Annotated in this window: 15 protein-coding genes; 7 read left to right on the plus strand and 8 right to left on the minus strand. The window is 64.4% G+C overall.

Annotated elements, in window-relative coordinates; translation table 11 throughout:
- The first annotated feature begins 22 nt into the window (after positions 1 to 22).
- From DIE12_RS32780 to DIE12_RS32790, 3 genes are all read left to right on the plus strand, one after another.
- Positions 23 to 931, plus strand: coding sequence for a LysR family transcriptional regulator (locus DIE12_RS32780; RefSeq protein ID WP_124489030.1), 909 nt, complete (start codon positions 23 to 25; stop codon positions 929 to 931).
- A gap of 352 nt (positions 932 to 1,283) precedes the next feature.
- Positions 1,284 to 2,216 (plus strand): MBL fold metallo-hydrolase, encoded by a 933-nt coding sequence (locus tag DIE12_RS32785; protein ID WP_124488994.1) that lies wholly within the window; start codon positions 1,284 to 1,286, stop codon positions 2,214 to 2,216.
- Between the two features lie 242 nt (positions 2,217 to 2,458).
- Positions 2,459 to 2,989 (plus strand): YbhB/YbcL family Raf kinase inhibitor-like protein, encoded by a 531-nt coding sequence (locus DIE12_RS32790; RefSeq protein ID WP_124489031.1) that lies wholly within the window; start codon positions 2,459 to 2,461, stop codon positions 2,987 to 2,989.
- A gap of 16 nt (positions 2,990 to 3,005) precedes the next feature.
- On the opposite strand, the gene DIE12_RS32795 is transcribed toward DIE12_RS32790, so the two are convergent.
- Positions 3,006 to 3,755 carry an SDR family NAD(P)-dependent oxidoreductase gene (locus DIE12_RS32795; RefSeq protein WP_124488995.1) on the minus strand — a complete coding sequence of 250 codons (750 nt, stop codon included), beginning with the start codon at positions 3,753 to 3,755 and terminating at the stop codon, positions 3,006 to 3,008.
- 110 nt (positions 3,756 to 3,865) lie between these two features.
- On the opposite strand from DIE12_RS32795, the gene DIE12_RS32800 reads away from it, so the two are divergent.
- Positions 3,866 to 4,750: a LysR family transcriptional regulator gene (locus DIE12_RS32800; RefSeq protein ID WP_124488996.1), complete on the plus strand. Its 885-nt coding sequence runs from the start codon at positions 3,866 to 3,868 to the stop codon at positions 4,748 to 4,750.
- A gap of 435 nt (positions 4,751 to 5,185) precedes the next feature.
- Positions 5,186 to 6,181: an alpha/beta fold hydrolase gene (locus tag DIE12_RS32805; protein WP_124488997.1), complete on the plus strand. Its 996-nt coding sequence runs from the start codon at positions 5,186 to 5,188 to the stop codon at positions 6,179 to 6,181.
- 224 nt (positions 6,182 to 6,405) lie between these two features.
- Here DIE12_RS32805 and DIE12_RS32810 read toward each other — a convergent pair whose 3' ends face one another.
- Complete coding sequence (locus DIE12_RS32810; protein WP_124488998.1) at positions 6,406 to 8,337, minus strand: ATP-binding protein; 1,932 nt, start codon at positions 8,335 to 8,337, stop codon at positions 6,406 to 6,408.
- Positions 8,338 to 8,838: 501 nt separating this feature from the next.
- Positions 8,839 to 9,789 (minus strand): helix-turn-helix domain-containing protein, encoded by a 951-nt coding sequence (locus DIE12_RS32815; RefSeq protein ID WP_124488999.1) that lies wholly within the window; start codon positions 9,787 to 9,789, stop codon positions 8,839 to 8,841.
- Positions 9,790 to 10,054: 265 nt separating this feature from the next.
- Here DIE12_RS32815 and DIE12_RS32820 point away from each other — a divergent pair, with 265 nt between their 5' ends.
- Positions 10,055 to 11,542, plus strand: a complete 1,488-nt coding sequence (locus DIE12_RS32820; protein WP_124489000.1) for an NAD-dependent phenylacetaldehyde dehydrogenase — start codon at positions 10,055 to 10,057, stop codon at positions 11,540 to 11,542.
- 72 nt (positions 11,543 to 11,614) lie between these two features.
- Here DIE12_RS32820 and DIE12_RS32825 read toward each other — a convergent pair whose 3' ends face one another.
- The 5 genes from DIE12_RS32825 to DIE12_RS32845 form a co-directional block, all read right to left on the minus strand.
- Positions 11,615 to 12,706 (minus strand): porin, encoded by a 1,092-nt coding sequence (locus DIE12_RS32825; RefSeq protein ID WP_124489001.1) that lies wholly within the window; start codon positions 12,704 to 12,706, stop codon positions 11,615 to 11,617.
- 220 nt (positions 12,707 to 12,926) lie between these two features.
- A complete protein-coding gene (locus DIE12_RS32830; protein ID WP_124489002.1) occupies positions 12,927 to 13,649 on the minus strand; it encodes an SDR family NAD(P)-dependent oxidoreductase in 723 nt (240 codons plus the stop codon).
- Positions 13,627 to 14,748: a 2,3-butanediol dehydrogenase gene (locus tag DIE12_RS32835; RefSeq protein WP_124489003.1), complete on the minus strand. Its 1,122-nt coding sequence runs from the start codon at positions 14,746 to 14,748 to the stop codon at positions 13,627 to 13,629. Before DIE12_RS32835 ends, DIE12_RS32830 begins: the two co-directional genes overlap by 23 nt.
- A gap of 1 nt (position 14,749) precedes the next feature.
- Positions 14,750 to 16,060: an MFS transporter gene (locus tag DIE12_RS32840; RefSeq protein ID WP_124489004.1), complete on the minus strand. Its 1,311-nt coding sequence runs from the start codon at positions 16,058 to 16,060 to the stop codon at positions 14,750 to 14,752.
- Between the two features lie 18 nt (positions 16,061 to 16,078).
- Entirely contained in the window at positions 16,079 to 16,612 is a 534-nt protein-coding gene (locus DIE12_RS32845; RefSeq protein ID WP_124489005.1) for a 2,4'-dihydroxyacetophenone dioxygenase family protein, read from the minus strand.
- Between the two features lie 177 nt (positions 16,613 to 16,789).
- Between DIE12_RS32845 and DIE12_RS32850 the strand changes: the two genes are divergently transcribed.
- Positions 16,790 to 17,752 carry a helix-turn-helix domain-containing protein gene (locus DIE12_RS32850; protein WP_124489006.1) on the plus strand — a complete coding sequence of 321 codons (963 nt, stop codon included), beginning with the start codon at positions 16,790 to 16,792 and terminating at the stop codon, positions 17,750 to 17,752.
- Positions 17,753 to 17,778: the final 26 nt, after the last annotated feature.

Consider the following 17,778-nt stretch of genomic DNA (forward strand, 5'->3'; position numbering starts at 1 on the left):
CAAAAAGGCATTACCTTCAGGCATGACTTTCAATCTCCAGCAGCTTCACGCATTCGTCACGATCGCCTCGGCCGGTAGTCTCGGGCGCGCGGCCGAGACCTTGCACGTCACCCAACCGGCCTTGAGCCGCGCGATCCGCCGGCTCGAAGACGAGGTTGGCGCCCCTTTATTCGAGCGCCATACGCGCGGCATGCACCTGACGGCGGTGGGAGAGGCGCTGCTGCCGCACGCGATTCTGTTGCAGCGCGAGGCGGAGCAGGCGCGTGAAGAGATCGACGCGATGCGCGGGCTCGCACGCGGGACGATTCGCTGCGGTGCGGTAGGCAGCATCGCGAGCCTCGTGCTGCCGCTCGCCGTGAGCGGCGTGTTGCAGAAGTGGCCCAATTTGCGCGTTCACGTCATCGAAGGCGTCTGGGATCGTCTTGCCGAGGCGCTGGTGCAGCGCGAAATCGATCTCGCACTCAGCATGGTGATGCCCGACACCGAGGAGATCGTCGCGATCGAGGACTGTCGCTGGGAGGACAACAGCTACGTGGTGGCGGCGCTCGATCACCCGCTGCGGGCAAAGCCCGGGATCACGCTGGCCGATACGCTGGATCAGCAGTGGGCGATCCCGCCGCGCGGCACCGCGCCGTTCGAGCACATGCAGCAGGTGTTCGTCGCAAACGGGCTCGGCTTGCCGAACGTCGTGGTCGAAACCCGATCGATCACCGTGCTGAAGAGTCTCGTCGCCCGATCCGGTTTTCTGAGCTGGATGGCCGAACCGATGTACGTGACGGAGAGCAAGGCGGGGGTGTTCGATACGCTCGAATTGCCGGGGGTAGTCGGGCGGCGCACGTTGACCGCATTTCGGCGTCGGCACGGTTTGTTGCCGAGTCCTGCCGTCAAGCTGCTCGAACAGTTGCGGCAACTGACGGCTGAACCGCGCTAGCGCCAGCGGTTGGACACATGCACGTCGGCGTTGCCCTTCGAGAGAAAAAAGGTCGGCGCCGACGGTGAATTGATTTGCGCTGAAATCCACCTCCTGTCGAAGGATCCGGTCGAACGCTCAAACACGACGGGTGACGGATCGGCTCGTGTTGCCCGCCGGACGTCGATTGTTGCCGGTTGGACAACGCGGTGTGTGCATTCCCGACGCTACTGGCGTTTGCCTCCCCCTGACTACAATCCGTCTCACGTTCGGTTGAAATGCGAGCGAAACCAGGCGAGCGAAATTCGTGGCCGCGCTCGTGAATCGCGCCGCGCCGAGCGCCTCACCCACTTGACCAACAGGACAATCGAAGATGAGCGAAACGACCCGCAATGTGCAGCCGGTTACCTCCGGGCTCGGCAAAGAAGGATCGGGAGAACTCGTGCCTTCCCGTTACGCCGTGCGCGTGGGTAACGTCGACGTCGTGCTGATCAGCGACGGCGTTCTGCCGCTGCCGACTTCCACCATGTCCACCAACGTGAGCGAAGCAGACAGAAACGAGTGGTTCGACGGCCGTTTCCTGCAACGTGACATGTTCGACTGGGCACTGAACATCGCACTCGTGCGTAGCGGCGAACGCCTGATCCTGATCGACTCGGGTGTCGGCGACGGATTTGAGTACTTCACGCGTGCAGGGAAGTCGGTGATGCGACTGGAATCGGCCGGCATCGACCTGGCTGCGATCACCGATATCGTGATTACGCATATGCACATGGATCACGTCGGGGGGCTGAACGTCGACGGTGTCAAGGCCAGGCTGCGTCCGGACGTGCGCATTCATGTATCGGCCGAGGAAGTGGCGTTCTGGAAAAATCCGGATTTCAGCAAGACGGTGATGCCGGAAACGGTTCCTCCCGCGCTCCGCAAGGCAGCTTCGAAGTTCGTGGAACTCTATCGCGAAAACATCGTGCAGTTCGATCGGGCCGTGGAAGTTGCAGCGGGTGTGTCGGCGCGCGTGACGGGGGGGCACACGCCGGGGCACTGCGTGGTGGATGTCGCATCGAACGGCGAGAAGCTGACGTTCGTGGGCGACGCGATTTTCGAAGTCAACTTCGACAATCCCGACTGGCAAAACGGCTTCGAGCACGATCCTGAAGCCGCTGTGGACGTACGTATCTCGCTGTTGAACGAAGCCGCCGAGACCGGCGCTCTGCTGGCCGCGGCACATGTCGCGTTCCCGTCCGTCGGCCACGTTGCAAAGAAGGGGAACGGTTTCAGCTTTGTGCCTGTTCTGTGGGACTACTGATTGATTTTTGAACGTCGGCGGCCGATGCGGGACGCGTCCGTACTTGGTCGGGCGAACGCACGCAAGCCTGCACGGTGATCTTGGGGCGGGCGGCATGCGCGTCAGCACCCTGGCAGCGCAAGTGTCGTCTCGTCCCGCCCCGCTCGGCCGGGTCGTTCTCGCCCCCTGCAGAAGCGCCCTCCTTTTCAACGGAGTACACCGTGAGATTCAACTTCTTTCCGCGCTCGACCCTCTGCTCTGCAATGCTCTTGTCGATCGTGCCGACGATCGCTGTCGCGGGCGCGTTCTCCGTTAAAGTCGATGGCCTGAACCGTGGCCGGTTCGAGAACGAACAGGTCTACGGCGGATTCGGCTGCCACGGCGACAACGTCTCGCCACGCATTTCGTGGTCCCATCTTCCTCATGGAACGAAGAGCGTCGTCGTGACCATTCACGACCCAGACGCCCCGACCGGCGGGCTGGGCTGGACGCATTGGGGCGTCGTCAATATACCGGCGTCGGAAGCGTCGATCGAAAAAGGCGCGTCCGGCAATCCGAAGCGGATGCCTGCCGGGGCCATCGAAACGCTGACCGACTTCGGGGCGGCGAAATACGGCGGGCCTTGCCCACCTCAGGGGGAGTCGCACCGATACATCGTTACAGCATCGGCGCTCGCCGTGCCAAGTATCGACGTGAACGCCACATCGAGCCCGGCCCTCGTTGCCTATCAGATGCACGGAAAAGTGCTTGCACGGGCACGCTACGTTGCGATGTATCGCCGAGCGGCAGAGTGAGCGCCCTGGCGGGAGGTCAGCGCAGCGACATCCCGCCGTCGACATTCAGGTTCACGCCGTTGACGAAGCTCCCTTCGCTGCTGACGAGAAACAGTGCGGCGCGAGCCAGTTCTTCCGGGCGGCCGAAACGGCCGAGCGGGATGCTGTCAGAGACGGCAGCCTCGAATGCCGGTCGGTCAGCGGATTCGATACCGAGCTTGGAAAGAATGGGGGTGTCGGTGGGACCGGGACTGATTACGTTGACCCGGATGCCGCGGGTATTGAATTCGAGCACCCAGCTGCGGGCAAATGCTTCGATGGCGGCCTTCGTTCCCGCATAAACGGCATGTCCGTCGAACACTTTGGAACTGGCGATCGAACTCGTCAACAGGATCGCTCCGCCGTCGCGCACGTGGGGCGCGATCTTTTGCACGCCGAAGAACACGGCTCTGGTATTGGTGGCGAAATGTTCGTCATACGACTCGACGCCCACCTGGCTCGACGGTGCAATCGTATTGACGCCGGCATTCGCGACGTATATGTCGGCGCCGCCGAACCGTTCGGCTACCAGGGTTGCGACGCGCTCGTGCGTTCGAAGATCGGCGAGATCTCCTGTCAGTCCCGTCGCGCGATTTCCGAGTTCCGCCACGGCCGCGGTCACGGCCTCGGAGCGACGGCCCACGATGACGACGTTTGCACCTTCCTCGACGAACAGCCTTGCCGTGGCATACCCGATTCCACTGTTGCCACCCGTAATGACGGCAACCTTGTTTGCGAGTCGATTCATTGAAATCTCCGTTGTTTCGCGCCGATCTGGCGTACGGCGCCAATATAGTCCGGGGACTTCGAGTGCTGTAGTCATGCAACGGAACTATCAATTTTGCCGAAGAGTCACGAATGGCATTCGAGAAATTCAGCGGTCTTCCAGCGTTCGTGAGGTCGGTCGAGGCAGGATCGTTCACGGCCGCGGCACGGTCGCTCGAAACGACACCGTCCGCCGTGTCGAGGAGTGTCGCAAGGCTGGAGAAGCGGCTCGGCGTAACGCTGTTTCAGCGGTCGACGCGGGCGTTCGTCCTGACGAGCGAAGGGCAAACATACTATGAGCGCGTTGCGCCGCTCATGCGAGGTCTCGAGGATGCGAGCGACGTTCTGACGACGCCTGAAAAAGCGGTAGGAAAGTTGCGCGTGAGCCTTCCAGTCGATCTGGGGCGGACCCTGCTCGAGCCGATCACGCGGGAATTGATGGGCAGCAATCCCGAATTGTCACTCGAAGTCAACATCAGCGATCGTCACGTCGATGTGATCCGTGAGGGCTTCGATGTCGCCATCAGAGCCGGGTGCGCCGTCGATAGCAGACTCTATGCGCACACGCTGATGAGCTTGCCGCTGGTGCTCGTGGCTTCCCCGAACTATCTGCTCAAGCATGGCATGCCCAAGGGAAAGGACGATCTCGTTGCGCATCTTCATGTGCGTTACAAACTCGACGGACGCGTCGTACCGATCGTTTTTGCCGACGGAACGAGCATCCCCATCGATGGCATGTTCGATGCCGACAATGGTGATGCGATGAGAGTGGCTGCATTGAATGGACTCGGTATCGCCCAGATTCTGAGAACGGCAGTACAGCCTGATCTCGATTCCGGCCGGTTGACAGAGGTGCTGCCTGACGTGAAGTTGAGTGCGGTGCCGGTCATTGCGCTGCACGCATTCGGAAAAGGTTTGCCCGCCCGCGCGAGAATATTCATCGATTTCGTCTCGCAACAGCTCGCTCGATCCAGATAGCGCGAGAAGGAACATGGGCCGACATGAATGAGACGCTCAAATTTGGCCGGCGAGACAAAATCGTCGAGTGATTCCTGTCGATATGCGTGAGGTGCGGATATTCGGCCCGGCGTCTGCTCCGGCGTCGAAATCTCGATGGCCGACCGCGTTCATCTTCACGCCGCAATCCCCCACATGTCCTGAGTTGGTCCGGGCGAGGGCATGTTGAGGCGCGCGGATTGGTGCTGTTTGAACAACACCGTGAGCACTTCTACGTAGCTACCGCCGGGTTAATGGCCGTCCTACGATTCCCGCCATATCGAGCAAACATGATCGCGAGTTCCAATCGCCTCGTGAGCGCGTGCTTGTATCTGAAATTCGCCAACGGCGCGGCGGGTTCGTCTGGCCGATCGATCGGCCGGCATGACGATTTCTTCCACAACAGGAGCATATTGCATGAAGCCTGATTCTCACCTGTCTCCCGACGATGCCAGCCGTCGAGGTCTGATGCTGGGCGGTGTTCTGGCAACCGTCGCTGCCGTTGTACCGGCTGCAGCGGACGCAACGACTGGGCGCTTGTCGAAGTCCACTGCGGTTTCCGGCGCGAGGAGAAATCAATCGACGGACAGGATCATCACCAGGGACGGCATGGAAATTTTCTACAAGGACTGGGGACCGAAGGACGCTCCGGTAGTCACACTCAGCCACGGCTGGCCCCTTAGCTCGGATAGTTGGGACAACCAGGCATTTTTCCTTGCGTCGAACGGCTTCCGGGTGATTGCTCATGACCGGCGTGGGCATGGAAGATCAAGCCAGCCGTGGGACGGCAACGACATGGACCACTACGCCGACGACCTGGCTGCCGTCATTGACGGGCTGAACCTCAAGAACGTGACGGCGATCGGCTTTTCGACCGGAGGGGGCGAAGTCACGCGCTATATCGGCCGCCATGGTGGCTCGCGCGTGACGAAAGTCGGGCTGATTTCGGCCGTTCCGCCGTTGATGCTCAAGACTCCCGCCAATCCGCAGGGGGTACCGATAGAGGTTTTTGATGCCATCCGTTCCGGGATGGTTGCTGACCGGTCACAGTTGTTCAGGGAGATTGCCAGCGGCCCGTTCTATGGCTTCAACCGTCCCGGCGCCAAGGTGTCTCAGGGGATGATCGACTCGTGGTGGAGCCAGGGAATGATGGGGGGCTTCAAGAACACTTACGACTCGGTGCGGGCATTCTCTGAAACGGATTTTTCTTCGGATCTGAGCAAGTTCGACATGCCGACGTTGATCGTGCACGGGGACGACGATCAAGTCGTGCCGGTCGACGTCGGCGGGCGCGCCACGAAGAAACTGGTTCCGCACGCCATTCTGAAGATTTACAAGGGGGCGCCGCACGGTTTGACCGAAACGCACAAGGCTCAGCTCAACCAGGACCTTCTTGCGTTCCTGCGTAGTTGACCGGTACACGGACCTGTCGACCAGGGACCGCCCGCCGCATTGATGTCGCAATGAAGCCGGTGACGGGCGTTCCTAATGACTGGTCGGAAACCGGGAACCGCGAATGAGGCGTCGGTGGTCGATCGTTTCAATATCCAAAGCGCGAGCCCGCATGGACTGACACCGCTTCAGAGTACGTGGCATCTTGCGGGCGCGTGGCGGGGCGACGCTTCAAGGAACCGGCATCAGGCACCGTCCTGTATCGACGAGACACCCGGCAACGTCAGGATGAACGTGCAGCCTTCGCCCGGGCGGGTATGCAAATCGATGTTGCCGCCATAGCGCTTGGCGATCGTCTTCACGAAAGCCAGCCCGAGACCGGCGCCCGAAGGGTAACGAGGCGGTTCGACTTGCAGCCGTTGAAATGGCTCGAACAGACGTTGTTGGGCTTCGGCCGATATGCCGGGCCCGTGGTCTGCAACGGAAATGGCGTAGCCATGTTCGACGCCGGTCAGACGCACGGTTACCGTCGCATTGCCAGGACTGAACTTGATGGCATTGCTCACGAGATTGACGACCGCGCGCATCAGCAGGAAGGGTTCCACGCGTGCGATGCAGATCTCGTCCCCGACGTTCACGTCGAGCCGGATGCCGCGCGCTTGAGCGAGTGCCCACAGTTCGTCGATCGCATCGAGTACCACGCTGCCGATATCCGTTTCCACCAGTGACCAGGTCGGTGCTTCGGCGCGCGCCAGCAGAACGAAGTCGTCGGCCAGTGCCAGCGTACGGCGCGCGTACGCGGCAATTCGATCGAGCAGGTCCTTGGCGGGCGGGGCCGGTTCAGCGGCTCGCTGAAGATCGATCAACGCGAGAATCGATGCCTGAGGCGAGCGCATGTCGTGGGAAATGAAGTGCAGCCATGCCTCCCGGCGCCGCTCCGCCAGGCGAATCTTCGTCACGTCGAGCACGAAACCGATCGTTCGCTGGGTCACGCCGTCTTCATGCTGCGGATAGGCGGTGGACTGAACCCATCGAATCTCGCCGTTGGGCTGAATGACGCGATACTCGACGCGATAATCCCTGCCGAACGAATTGAATTCCTCCGCGGTCCGAGTGACCTTCATCGCCTTGTCGACGTCGTCCGGATGAATCAACGCGCGAAACTGGTCGATCGAGGTAATCGCCGTCCCGGGAGCGTGGCCCATGATTCGATGCCAGTTCTCGTCGCAGTGCAGTGTGTCCGATGCGATGTCGTAGTCCCAGATTCCCAGTCCGCCGACGCGGGCCGCGATGGCCAGCCTTTCTTCGCTTCGCCGAAGCAGATCGAGCGCCACGCGCTCCCGCGTCACGTCTCTCGAAACACACAGAATGGCGGTCGTTTTTCCATCGGCGTCCAAGATCGGCGTCAGCATGTTGTCCCAGTATTGAACGTCGCGCCCCGGACGCTCGCTGCGCCCGGGAAACCTGCCGAACACACCGTTCCTGGCGGATTCGAGCGCGACATTTCCGTCGGGCCACACGTCTTCGGGCAGGAGCGGCAGCCACGGCATACCGAATCCCGAGTCTTCGTCGACGCCCAGCGCCTGGCATCCGGCGCGGTTCATGTGCAGCACGTTGCCTGTCGGCGAAATCAGTTTGATGCAGTCGATGCTGATATTCAGCATGTCTGTCTGTATCGACGTGTGACTCTTCAGTTCGATTTCCTTGGCCTTCAGGTCGTGGATATTCGTGCAGGTGCAGAGCCATCCGTCGTCGACACGGTGAAGGTCGACGGTGAACCACTGGTCGATGCCGTGGGAACCCGCCAGCCGGCACTCCAGCGTTTCGTGTACCGAGCCGGGTTGCGCCGCGTGAAGTGTCGACTCGGCGGTGCATCGGTGCTCCGGATGGATCAACTCCGTCCATTGGAGTCGATACGTGGCCTCGGCGGAGCGATCCGCGTAGGCAAGCCATGCATCGTTGATGCTCACGACCCGCCCGTTCTCGTCGAAATGGCATGCCGGTGTCCGAAGGACATCGATCAGGCGGGCAATCCTGAGACAGTCGGGGCGTGCGGGGGCTGTTTCGTCGGGCGAAACAACAGGAGATTCCGTCTTCGAACGTGTGCGGGGCGCAAGGTCCGGGCCGTCTACGTTGCATGCGCAAGAAATTTCATTTTCAAGACGAAATCCATTCATGTTTGTTACATTCCATGCATCGCTGACACGCTTCCAGAATGTCAGACATCAAATGATGCATCAATGGGTAGTCAGCACTATGGATTGGCACCGTAGTAGTGCATATTATTTTCGAGTGATCGAATCAGGTGAAGATGCGGAGCTCGTCGAGTGGAAGTTGGGCCTGATTGAATCTCATGTTGCACATAGTGTCGGCCTCAAGCGTCGCATTGAATGCTGATCATGTTGAATGACTTGTGCGGAGGCCGGACGGGGCGATACGCGTGGTGTCGCCGATTTTTTGCAGTAACGGACCGTCGAGCCGACACGCCGGAATCGCAAGTGGACGATCGCATGTGCGTTGGCCGACGTCGTCGAACCGTGCCGGGATGACACGAATGCACGTGTGGTCGACACCGGGCGGCGATGCGAGGCTGCTGATGATGCATATTTCCCCGGAGCACGCGAGCGTCGACCCCGGGATCGTTCATCGAAGCCGCCGCAGTTCACGGTGATCCCGCTTCACGCCTCCGAAATACCGCGACACGCGACGCGATACGCGCCCGGGCTGCATCCGAACCGTGCCTTGAACGCGCGCCCGAAATGCGTGATGTCCGAGAAGCCGCACGCGATCGCCAGCTCCAGCAGGTTGCGGTTGGGATCCGCCGGATCCTCCAGCGCGCGCCTGCTCGCCTGCAGCCGGTATTCCTGGATCAGGCTCTGCGGCGTCCGCCCGGTCGCGGCCAGCGCGCTGTACAACGTGCGCCGCGACACGTTCAGCGCGCTCGCGAGCTTGTCCGGCGACAGGTCGGGATCGCTGTAGTGGTGCGACAGGTGGATTTCCGCATTCATCCGCAGCGTCGCGCTGCGCGCATCGGCGCCGCTCAGCGAATCGCTCGCCTCGCGGCGGATCACCGAATCGAGCAGCATCAGCGTCGACTGCTCGAAGCCGAACAGGCTTTCCGGATCGTTCGGCACCTGTCCGTCCATCAGGTAATGGATCGATTGAAGCGCCAATTGCGCATTGCCGACGGTTCGACGGACCTGCACGCCCGCGCGCTCCACGAACCAGCGCCACATCGTGCCGCTTCTCGGCGGCGTCAACGCCGCGACGAAGCGCGACGCATTCGCCGATTCGATCATGTACGGCTGCGTCGCATCGTAGATCACCCACTCGCCGGGATTGACCGTCGACGCCGCGTTGCGCTGCGTGACGCGGCTTTGTCCGGCGATCTGGAACAGGATCTTGTAGCAGTCGCTGTCGGCGCGCGACGCGAGCGAGCGGTCGCGATCGACGCGGATCGCGGTGGTGTCGACCTCCGCCATCCGCAGGCCGCCGACCGTGGCAACCCGCACCGACATCCGGAACTGCGGGCCGGTGTCGTGAAAGAGCAGCGGCAGGAAGCTGTCCGCGATCAGGTCGCGCAGATTCGCGTTGCTGTTGCTGGCGTCGACGACGAGTTCGTGTGCCATTGCCGGAAGAGGGAGAGGGCCGGGGAATGCGTCGAGCTTAATGCATTCGGCTTGGACGCGGGGGCGAAACGCAATCATCGTCGGCAGCAGCGACTTTCAGCGTCAATGGCGGTTTCCACAGGGAAACCGCTGCATCGCACCGATCTGCACGCTGAAGCCAAAAGTGTGCACGCAACGCCGATCCGAGTGCGCGACGCGTCCCTAGAATCGAAGAGCGGCCGGCAAGTCGGGCCTTTCACTCAATTCGAATTCCGGAGGGATACAGATGGCACGGGTACGGATGCTGGACGAAGTCAGCGCGTTTCTCGCGCGCGAACACGGTCACTACATCGACGGCCGGGCGGTAGCCGGCCGCGGCGAGCGGATCGACGTGCGCGATCCGTCGACGCGCGCGGTGATCGGCTCCGTCGCGCAGGCGACCGACGACGACGTCGAGGCCGCGGTCGCGTCGTCGCATCGCGCGTTCCGCGGCGAGTGGGCCAGCCTGACGCCGGCCGATCGCGAGCGCATCCTGCTGCGTTTCGCCGACCTGATCGACGCGCACGGCGAAGAGATCGCGCAGATCGAAACCGCGCAGTCGGGCAAGCTGATCGGGCTGTCGCGCGTGATCGAAGTCGGCTGGTCGGCTCGCTGGCTGCGCTATTACGCGGGCTGGGCGACGAAGATCGCGGGCGAAACGCTCGCCCCGTCGTTCCCGAGCATGAACGGCGAGCGCTACACGTCGTTCACGCTGCGCGAACCGCTGGGCGTCGTGTTCGGGATCATTCCGTGGAATTTCCCGGTGATGATCCCGGTATGGAAATTCGGCGCGGCGCTCGCGACCGGCAACACGGTGCTCATCAAGTCGTCGGAGTTCACGCCGCTCACGATGCTGCGCATCGCCGAACTGGCGACCGAAGCCGGCCTGCCGCCCGGCACGCTCAACGTGATCAACGGCACGGGCCAGGTCGGCGCGAAGGTGATCCGCGATCCGCGCGTGGCGAAGGTGTCGTTCACGGGGTCGGTGCCGACCGGCCGCATCATCGGCGCGGAGGCCGTCAACGCGAACTTCACGCGCTTCACGCTCGAACTGGGCGGCAAGAACGCGGCGGCGTTCCTGCCGGATACGCCGGTCGACAAGATCCTCGACGGCATCGTCGAAGCCGGGTTCCTGCATAGCGGGCAGGTGTGCGCGTCGGCGGAACGCTTCTTCGTGCATCGCGCGAAGTTCGACGAAGTGGTCGAGAAGATGAAGGCGCGCCTGGACAGCTTCCAGCCGGCCGACCCGATGGACGACGCCGGGATGATCGGCCCCGTCTGCAACGAGCCGCAGTTTCGCAAGTGTCTCGACGCGTTCGAGCTCGCGCGCACGGAGGGCGATACGATCGTCACCGGCGGCGACGCGTATGCGCGTGACGGCTTCTACGTGAAGCCGACGATCGTGCTGCCGCGCTCGCTGGAATCGGCTTCGTATCGCAAGGAGATCTTCGGGCCGGTCGGCGCGTTCGTGCCGTTCGACGACGAGGAAGAACTGATCGCGATGATGAACGACACGCCGTTCGGGCTGACCGCGAGCCTGTGGACGAACGACCTGTCGAAGGCGCTGCGCTACGTGCCGCGGATCGAAGCCGGCACCGTGTGGGTGAACATGCACACGCTGGTCGACCCGGCCGTGCCGTTCGGCGGCGCGAAGGGCTCCGGTATCGGACGCGAGTATGGCTCGTCGTTCATCGACGCTTATACCGAGCCGAAATCGGTGACCATTCGCTTCTGACGACGTGACCCGCCAACGGAAACCCGCCCGGCATCGACCGGGCGGGCGTTTTCCGTTCAACGCCGACGTCGATCAGAACCGCGTACTGAACCCGATCCGCGCGACCGACTGCAGCGCGCCGCTCGACGCGCCGTTCGCATCCATCACGCCGTTGATCTGCGCGTTGCTGCCGTGGCTTGCACGCTGATGCACGCCCGCGACATACACCATCGTGCGTTTCGACAGCCAGTACTGGACGGCGGCCAGGAACTGGTGCGCATGCGCGTTGTCGAGCGTGTCGTTGCCCTTCATGTACGTGTAGCTTGCCCCGATCACCCAGACCGGCGACGGATGCCACGCGGCGCCGGCTTCCGCCGACCACGCGCCCGCGCCGTTCCACGCGTTGTGCACGGTCGTGAAGAGCGCCTTCGCCGTGACCGTGCCGAGCGTGTAGTGCGCGCCCGCGCCCCAGTTGCGCACGGTGGTGGCCGGCAGCCCGCCCGCCGCGCCGTACTTCTGGTTCGTATAGGCCGCGCCGGCGCCGAACGGGCCGTTGTCGTAGCTCGCGCCGACGCTGACCGTATTGTTCGCGCCGACCGATCCCGCGACGTTGCCGAAGCCGTACAGCGCGCCGAAGGTCAGGCCCGAGATCGACGCGCTCGTGTACTTCACGGAATTCGCGACGCGGTTGCTGCCCGCGACGCGATCCCAGTCGAATGCGCCGGTCGGGTTGTTCGGCAGCGCGAGCTTGTCGAACGGGCCGTTGCGAAAGCCGTACAGCCCGACGAGATCCTGCGCGATCTCGTTGCCGCTCGCGGCCAGCGCGTCGACCATGAACTCGTACTGGTTGCCGAGCGTCAGCGTGCCGTAGCGGTCGTTCTGCAGCCCGACATAGGCCGTGCGCGCGAACAGGCCGCCGCCGATCATCGATCCGTTCGCGAGCGAGAACTGATTGACGAGCCGGAAGATCGCGCGCGTGCCGGCGCCGAGGTCCTCCTTGCCCTCGAAACCAAGCAGGTTCGGGAAGAAGATGTTGTCGTCGGATTTCGCGTTGCCGTGGCCGCCTTCGTTGCTTACGTAGCTGAGGCCGGCGTCCAGCAGCCCGAACATCGTCACGCTGCTCTGCGCGAACGAGGCGGCCGGAATCGTGCAGGCCGCGAGGGCCAGCAAGGTCTTTTTCGTCATCTCCAAAGTGCTCCTCACATGTCCGGTCACGCCGGAATATTTTTGATTGGACTACTGATTGATATGAAGATAGTGAAACGTGCAACGCTCGATCGGGTCGCGCCCGGAAACAGGAGCCGAAAGCAGGAGCCGAAAACGTAAGCCGGAGGCGGCACGCCGGCATTCCGGCACGCGGACACCGACGCACGTCTCCTGCGCCGATGCACGCGCGCCCCCGGCGCTAGACCGTCGAATACCCGCCATCCACCGGCACGATCGCGCCGGTGACGAACGATGCGCCGGGCGAGCACAGGAACAGGATCACGTCCGCGACCTCGTCGGCCGTGCCCCAGCGCGCGAGCGGCGTGCGATCGAGAATCCGCCGCGACGCCTGCGCGTCGGCCATCAGCCCGCTGCTGAGCGGCGTGTCGATCCAGCCGGGCGCCACCGCGTTCACGCGGATGCCGCGCTCGGCCCACGCCTGCGCGAGCGAGCGCGTCAGTTGCGCGATGCCGCCCTTGCTCGCGCTGTATGCCGGGCGATCCTTGCTGCCGAAGTACGTGTACATCGACGCGACGTTGACGATGCTGCCGCCGTTCGCCGAGAGTGCCGGCAGCGCGGCGTCGGACGCCCGCATCACCGACGTCAGGTTCACGTTCAGCACGAGTTCGAACTGGTCCATCCGGTATTCGTCCGCGTGCCGGCTGATGCCGACGCCGTTGACGAGCACGTCGACGCGCGGCAGCGAGCGGATCTGCCGCGTCAATGCTGCGTCGTCGGTCACGTCGAGCTCCACGCAGCCGATGCCGGGATGCACCGGCGCATGCGGGCCGGCGGCATCGAGCCCGAGCGCGACGACCGACGCGCCCGCTTCCGCGAAACGCCACGCGGTGCGCGCGCCGATGCCCGACGTGCCGCCCGTGACAACGACGGTCTTGCCGTCAAACGACCAGGGGCGGCTCATGTTCGATGCTCCCGACGGTGTGAAGGCGGCGCGCATGCCGGCGCGATGGCGCAACCAGGATCTTGATCTGCGCGCGATCGGCGAGCAGCGCGTCGAAGCCGTCGCCGACGGCGTCCTCGAGCGAGACGGTGCGCGTGACGATCGACGTGAGATCGAGCGCGCCTGACCCGATCAGCCGCAGCAGATCTTCGTACACGTGCCGGTAGCCGACGCTCGCCGTGAAGGTCAGCTCGTCGTTGACCGCGCGGAACGCATCGAAGCCCGCGTGCGGCATCAGGCCGACCATCACGAGGCGGCCGCCCTTGCGCAGCCCCTGCATCGCCGCCTCGAACGTGGCCGGCAGGCCGGCCGCCTCGAAGCTCACATCGACGCCGAGCCCGCCCGCCGCTTCGCGGATCGCATCGCGCAGCACCGGGGCGTCGAGCGAGCGCGCGTCGAACGCGTGCGTCGCGCCGAAGCGCGCGGCCGCCGCGAGCCGCTCGGGCGACACGTCGACCGCGACGATGGTCGTCGCGCCCTGCAGTTTCGCGAGCATGATCAGCAGCAGGCCGATCGGCCCGAGCCCGAACACCGCGCAGGTGTTGCCGAGCCGCAGCTCGCCGCGCCGCAGCGCGTGCAGCGCGACGGCCGCCGGTTCCATCACCGCGGCCTGTTCGAGACTGACGTCGTCGGGCAGGCGGTGCAGCATGTAGGCCGGCACGACCGCGAAATCGGCCATTCCGCCGTCGCCCATCAGGCCGGCGAAACCCATCGACACGCACAGGTTGTACGACCCCGCGCGGCAATACGCGCACTGGTGGCAGTGATACTCGGGCTCGACCGCCACGCGGTCGCCGGGGACCAGCGTCGTGACGCCCGCGCCGACTTCGACGACGGTGCCGCAGAACTCATGACCGAGCGTCAGCGGCGCGGTGCGGCCGGACAGCGGATGCGGCGCGTCGACGGGAATCGCGTGCGGGCCGTCCGCGTATTCGTGCAGGTCGCTGCCGCAGATGCCGCAATACGCGACCGCGATGCGAACCTCGCCGGGCCCGGCGCGCGGCGTGTCGAGATGGACCAGGCGGATGTCGAGCGGGCCGTGCCATTGAAGTGCGCGCATGTCAGCGTCCTCCGAGGTTTTGCGTATCGAGACGGGGAGCGGCATCGGCGCGCGCGCGCTTGCGCAGCACCGCGGGCGCGGTTTCGACCAGGCCGAACGACAGCACGCACGCGAGGATCGCGCCGGCGGCCGACGTCCACATCGCGAACTGCAGGCCGTACTTGTCGGCGGCGAAGCCCGCGACGGTCGGCGCGACGAAGCCGCCGATCAGCTCGCCCGCGCCCATGATCAGGCCGAGCGCGCTGGCGATCGCGCGGGGCGGCACCGTTTCGGCCGGGATCGTCGCCATGAACAGCGTGAAGCAGCCGAGGCCGGTGTACGTGACGAACACGAGCGCGCCGAGCGCCCAGAGCGAATCGACGTGGATCATCACGAGCGGGCAGGCGGCGGCGATCAGCGCGAACGCGATCATCGTCGGCTTGCGGCCGATCCGGTCGGAGATCGCCGGCACCGCGAAGCCCCAGAACACCCACGCGGCGCCGAGGCACGTCATCACGACGCCCATGTCGGCCGGGGACAGGTGGCGGCTCTCGACGAGGAAGACCGGCGCGAACGAGATGATCACGATGAACCACGTGAGGAAGAAGCAGCTGATCAGCACGCAGAGCAGGATGTTGCGCTCCTTCAGCAGCGCCCAGCGGTCGATCGCGGCGCCGCCGGCCGTCTGCGTACCGTGCGTGGCCGCGCTTTCGGCCTGTGCATGCCGTACGCCGCCGGGCGGCACTTCGCGCACCCAGCGCCAGATGCAGAACGCGATCAGGAAGCCGGGCACGCACGACACGTAGAACGCCTCGCGCCAGCCGTAGGCGGTCGCGATGCCGATCACGACGGGCGGCCCGATCATCGCGCCGAGCAGGCCGGCGGCCGAGCCCTGCAGCAGGCCCATGTTCAGCCCGCGGCGGCTCGGCGTCGAGCTCTCGACCATCAGCGATTGCGACAGCGGCAGCACGGGGCCCTCGGCGATGCCCATCAGCGCGCGGAACGCGATCAGGCTCGCGAAGCCGCCGACGAGCCCCGACAGCGCCGAGCATACGGAAAAGCCGAGCACGGCCGCGATCAACAGCGGCTTGCGCGTGCCGCGCGCATCGGACCACGCGCCGGTCGCGGCGCCCGACAGCGCCCACGTGAGCGCGAGCGCGGACGACACCATGCCGAGCTGCGTGTTCGACAGGTGCAGCTCGGCCGACATGAACGGGAACAGGAACGACAGCGCGAGGCGGTCGAAGAACACGAAGCCGAACGTCATGAACAGGATCAGCAGCAGCCTGTTCTCGTACGTCCATGCGAGTTTGGGGGAAGGGCGGGATGTCATGGGCGGCCTCGTCGCGCGTCAGCGGAACAGCTTCTCGATCGCGTGCGCGCCGAGGCCGACCTTCTCGTAATGCGCCTTGCACATCGCGATGTACGAATGCACGTCGAAGTAGCCGTCGGGGTTGCCTTCGTCGTCGAGCCAGATCAACGGGCCCTTGACGATGAAGAACGCGCGCATCGGTTCCGGATGATCGAACGCGACGAGCGTGTGGCCTTCGCCGGGCGTTTCATACACGAAATCGCCGCGCGTCGCGGTCCATTCGTGCTCCAGGTAGCCCCACTTGCCGGACAGCGTGTAAGCGAACACCTCGTGCGGGTGGTAGTGCCGGTTCACGAGCCCGGCTTCCTTCGCCATCAGGATGTCGCACCATCTGTTCTGCGACGGCGAGATCCACAGCGGCCGCGACGAAACCGTTTCGGTGAACGGAACGTAATAGCGCGCGTCCTCGGTGGCCGCGGTCGGGATGTACGCTTCCGGCAGCGCATCGGGCTTGAACGGATTGGCAATCGGCGCGATGTTTTGCCAGAATTCGGATACGGCTTGGTCGACCACGGTTCGTCTCCTTGTGGTTAGGTGTCGTGGGGTCGACTTTAGCCAGCCGGTGCGCGCCGCTCTTGACTGGGCTGGACGAATTGCTTGATCGGGCCGGACATCGCGCCGCACCTGTAATCACAAGAACCATCCCCCAATCCGTGCCGCTCCGCACGACAGGCGCCCGCAGGAGGCGACGTGACGAATTCGACCGTTCTTTCATGCACGCGCGGCTCGACGGCCGACGTGCCGGTGCGCGACCGGATGGCCTACTGGGATGCGTTCAACGCCGCGACGCTGGTCGGCCTGCGCTGCTCGTCGCTGTCGCCGGCGGGGCTCGAGGTCGAGAAGACCGATCTCGCGCTGCCGGGGCTCGGCGTGGCCGACATCAGCGGGCGCGATCACGTGATCGAGCGCAGCCCCGCGCTGGTGCGCCAGTTGCCGAAGGAGTCGCTGTTTGCGTGCCAGATCCTGAGCGGTCGCGCGTATTTCATCCAGCGCGAGCGCTGCCTGCTCGCGGAAGCCGGCGACATCGTCGTGTACGATACGCGCGTGCCCTATCTGTTCGGATTCCTGACGCCGATGCGGCAATTGCTGATCGATATCCCGATTGCCACGTTCGACGATCGATTCGACGCGGAGCTGGCGGCGCTGCCGTTGCGGATCGCGCCGAAACCGGGCGCGGGCGCGATGCTCGGCGCGACCCTGCGCGCGAGCGTCGAGCGCTTCATGAAGGCGCCGGTCGAAGACGACGCCGCGCGCTTCGTCGAACACACGCGCATGCTGGTCGCGGAACTCATCGACGCCGAAGTGAACGGCGCAGGCGCATCGCGCGCGTCGCTGTCGTACCTGCTGACCGCGAAGCAGTACATCGCGACCCGTCTCGGCGATCCGGAGCTCGGGCCGCAGGCGGTGGCCGATGCGGTCGGGCTGTCGTTGCGGCACCTGGGCCGGCTCTTCGCGGCCGAAGGCGAGTCGATCACGCAGCACATCTGGTCCGAGCGGCTGACGCATGCGCATCGCGAGCTGACCGACGCGCGCCTGCGCAAGACGAGCATCGGCGAGATCGCGTTTCGGTGGGGCTTCTCCAGCCAGGCGCACTTCAGCCGTGCGATTCGCGAGCGCTACGGTGCGTCGCCGATGGCGCTGCGCAGCGCTTGACGCTGAAGCAGCGGAACCGGTGCCGA

The sequence above is a fragment of the Burkholderia sp. Bp9015 genome (genome assembly GCF_003853505.1).
Lineage (GTDB): Bacteria > Pseudomonadota > Gammaproteobacteria > Burkholderiales > Burkholderiaceae > Burkholderia.

What these genes read in the sequence shown, in the direction of transcription:
- DIE12_RS32780 (WP_124489030.1), top strand. Translation starts at nt 23, where the DNA reads ATGACTTTCAATCTCCAGCAGCTTCACGCATTCGTCACGATCGCCTCG.
- DIE12_RS32785 (WP_124488994.1), top strand. Translation starts at nt 1,284, where the DNA reads ATGAGCGAAACGACCCGCAATGTGCAGCCGGTTACCTCCGGGCTCGGC.
- DIE12_RS32790 (WP_124489031.1), top strand. Translation starts at nt 2,459, where the DNA reads ATGCTCTTGTCGATCGTGCCGACGATCGCTGTCGCGGGCGCGTTCTCC.
- DIE12_RS32795 (WP_124488995.1), bottom strand. Translation starts at nt 3,755, where the DNA reads ATGAATCGACTCGCAAACAAGGTTGCCGTCATTACGGGTGGCAACAGT.
- DIE12_RS32800 (WP_124488996.1), top strand. Translation starts at nt 3,866, where the DNA reads ATGGCATTCGAGAAATTCAGCGGTCTTCCAGCGTTCGTGAGGTCGGTC.
- DIE12_RS32805 (WP_124488997.1), top strand. Translation starts at nt 5,186, where the DNA reads ATGAAGCCTGATTCTCACCTGTCTCCCGACGATGCCAGCCGTCGAGGT.
- DIE12_RS32810 (WP_124488998.1), bottom strand. Translation starts at nt 8,337, where the DNA reads ATGAATGGATTTCGTCTTGAAAATGAAATTTCTTGCGCATGCAACGTA.
- DIE12_RS32815 (WP_124488999.1), bottom strand. Translation starts at nt 9,789, where the DNA reads ATGGCACACGAACTCGTCGTCGACGCCAGCAACAGCAACGCGAATCTG.
- DIE12_RS32820 (WP_124489000.1), top strand. Translation starts at nt 10,055, where the DNA reads ATGGCACGGGTACGGATGCTGGACGAAGTCAGCGCGTTTCTCGCGCGC.
- DIE12_RS32825 (WP_124489001.1), bottom strand. Translation starts at nt 12,706, where the DNA reads ATGACGAAAAAGACCTTGCTGGCCCTCGCGGCCTGCACGATTCCGGCC.
- DIE12_RS32830 (WP_124489002.1), bottom strand. Translation starts at nt 13,649, where the DNA reads ATGAGCCGCCCCTGGTCGTTTGACGGCAAGACCGTCGTTGTCACGGGC.
- DIE12_RS32835 (WP_124489003.1), bottom strand. Translation starts at nt 14,748, where the DNA reads ATGCGCGCACTTCAATGGCACGGCCCGCTCGACATCCGCCTGGTCCAT.
- DIE12_RS32840 (WP_124489004.1), bottom strand. Translation starts at nt 16,060, where the DNA reads ATGACATCCCGCCCTTCCCCCAAACTCGCATGGACGTACGAGAACAGG.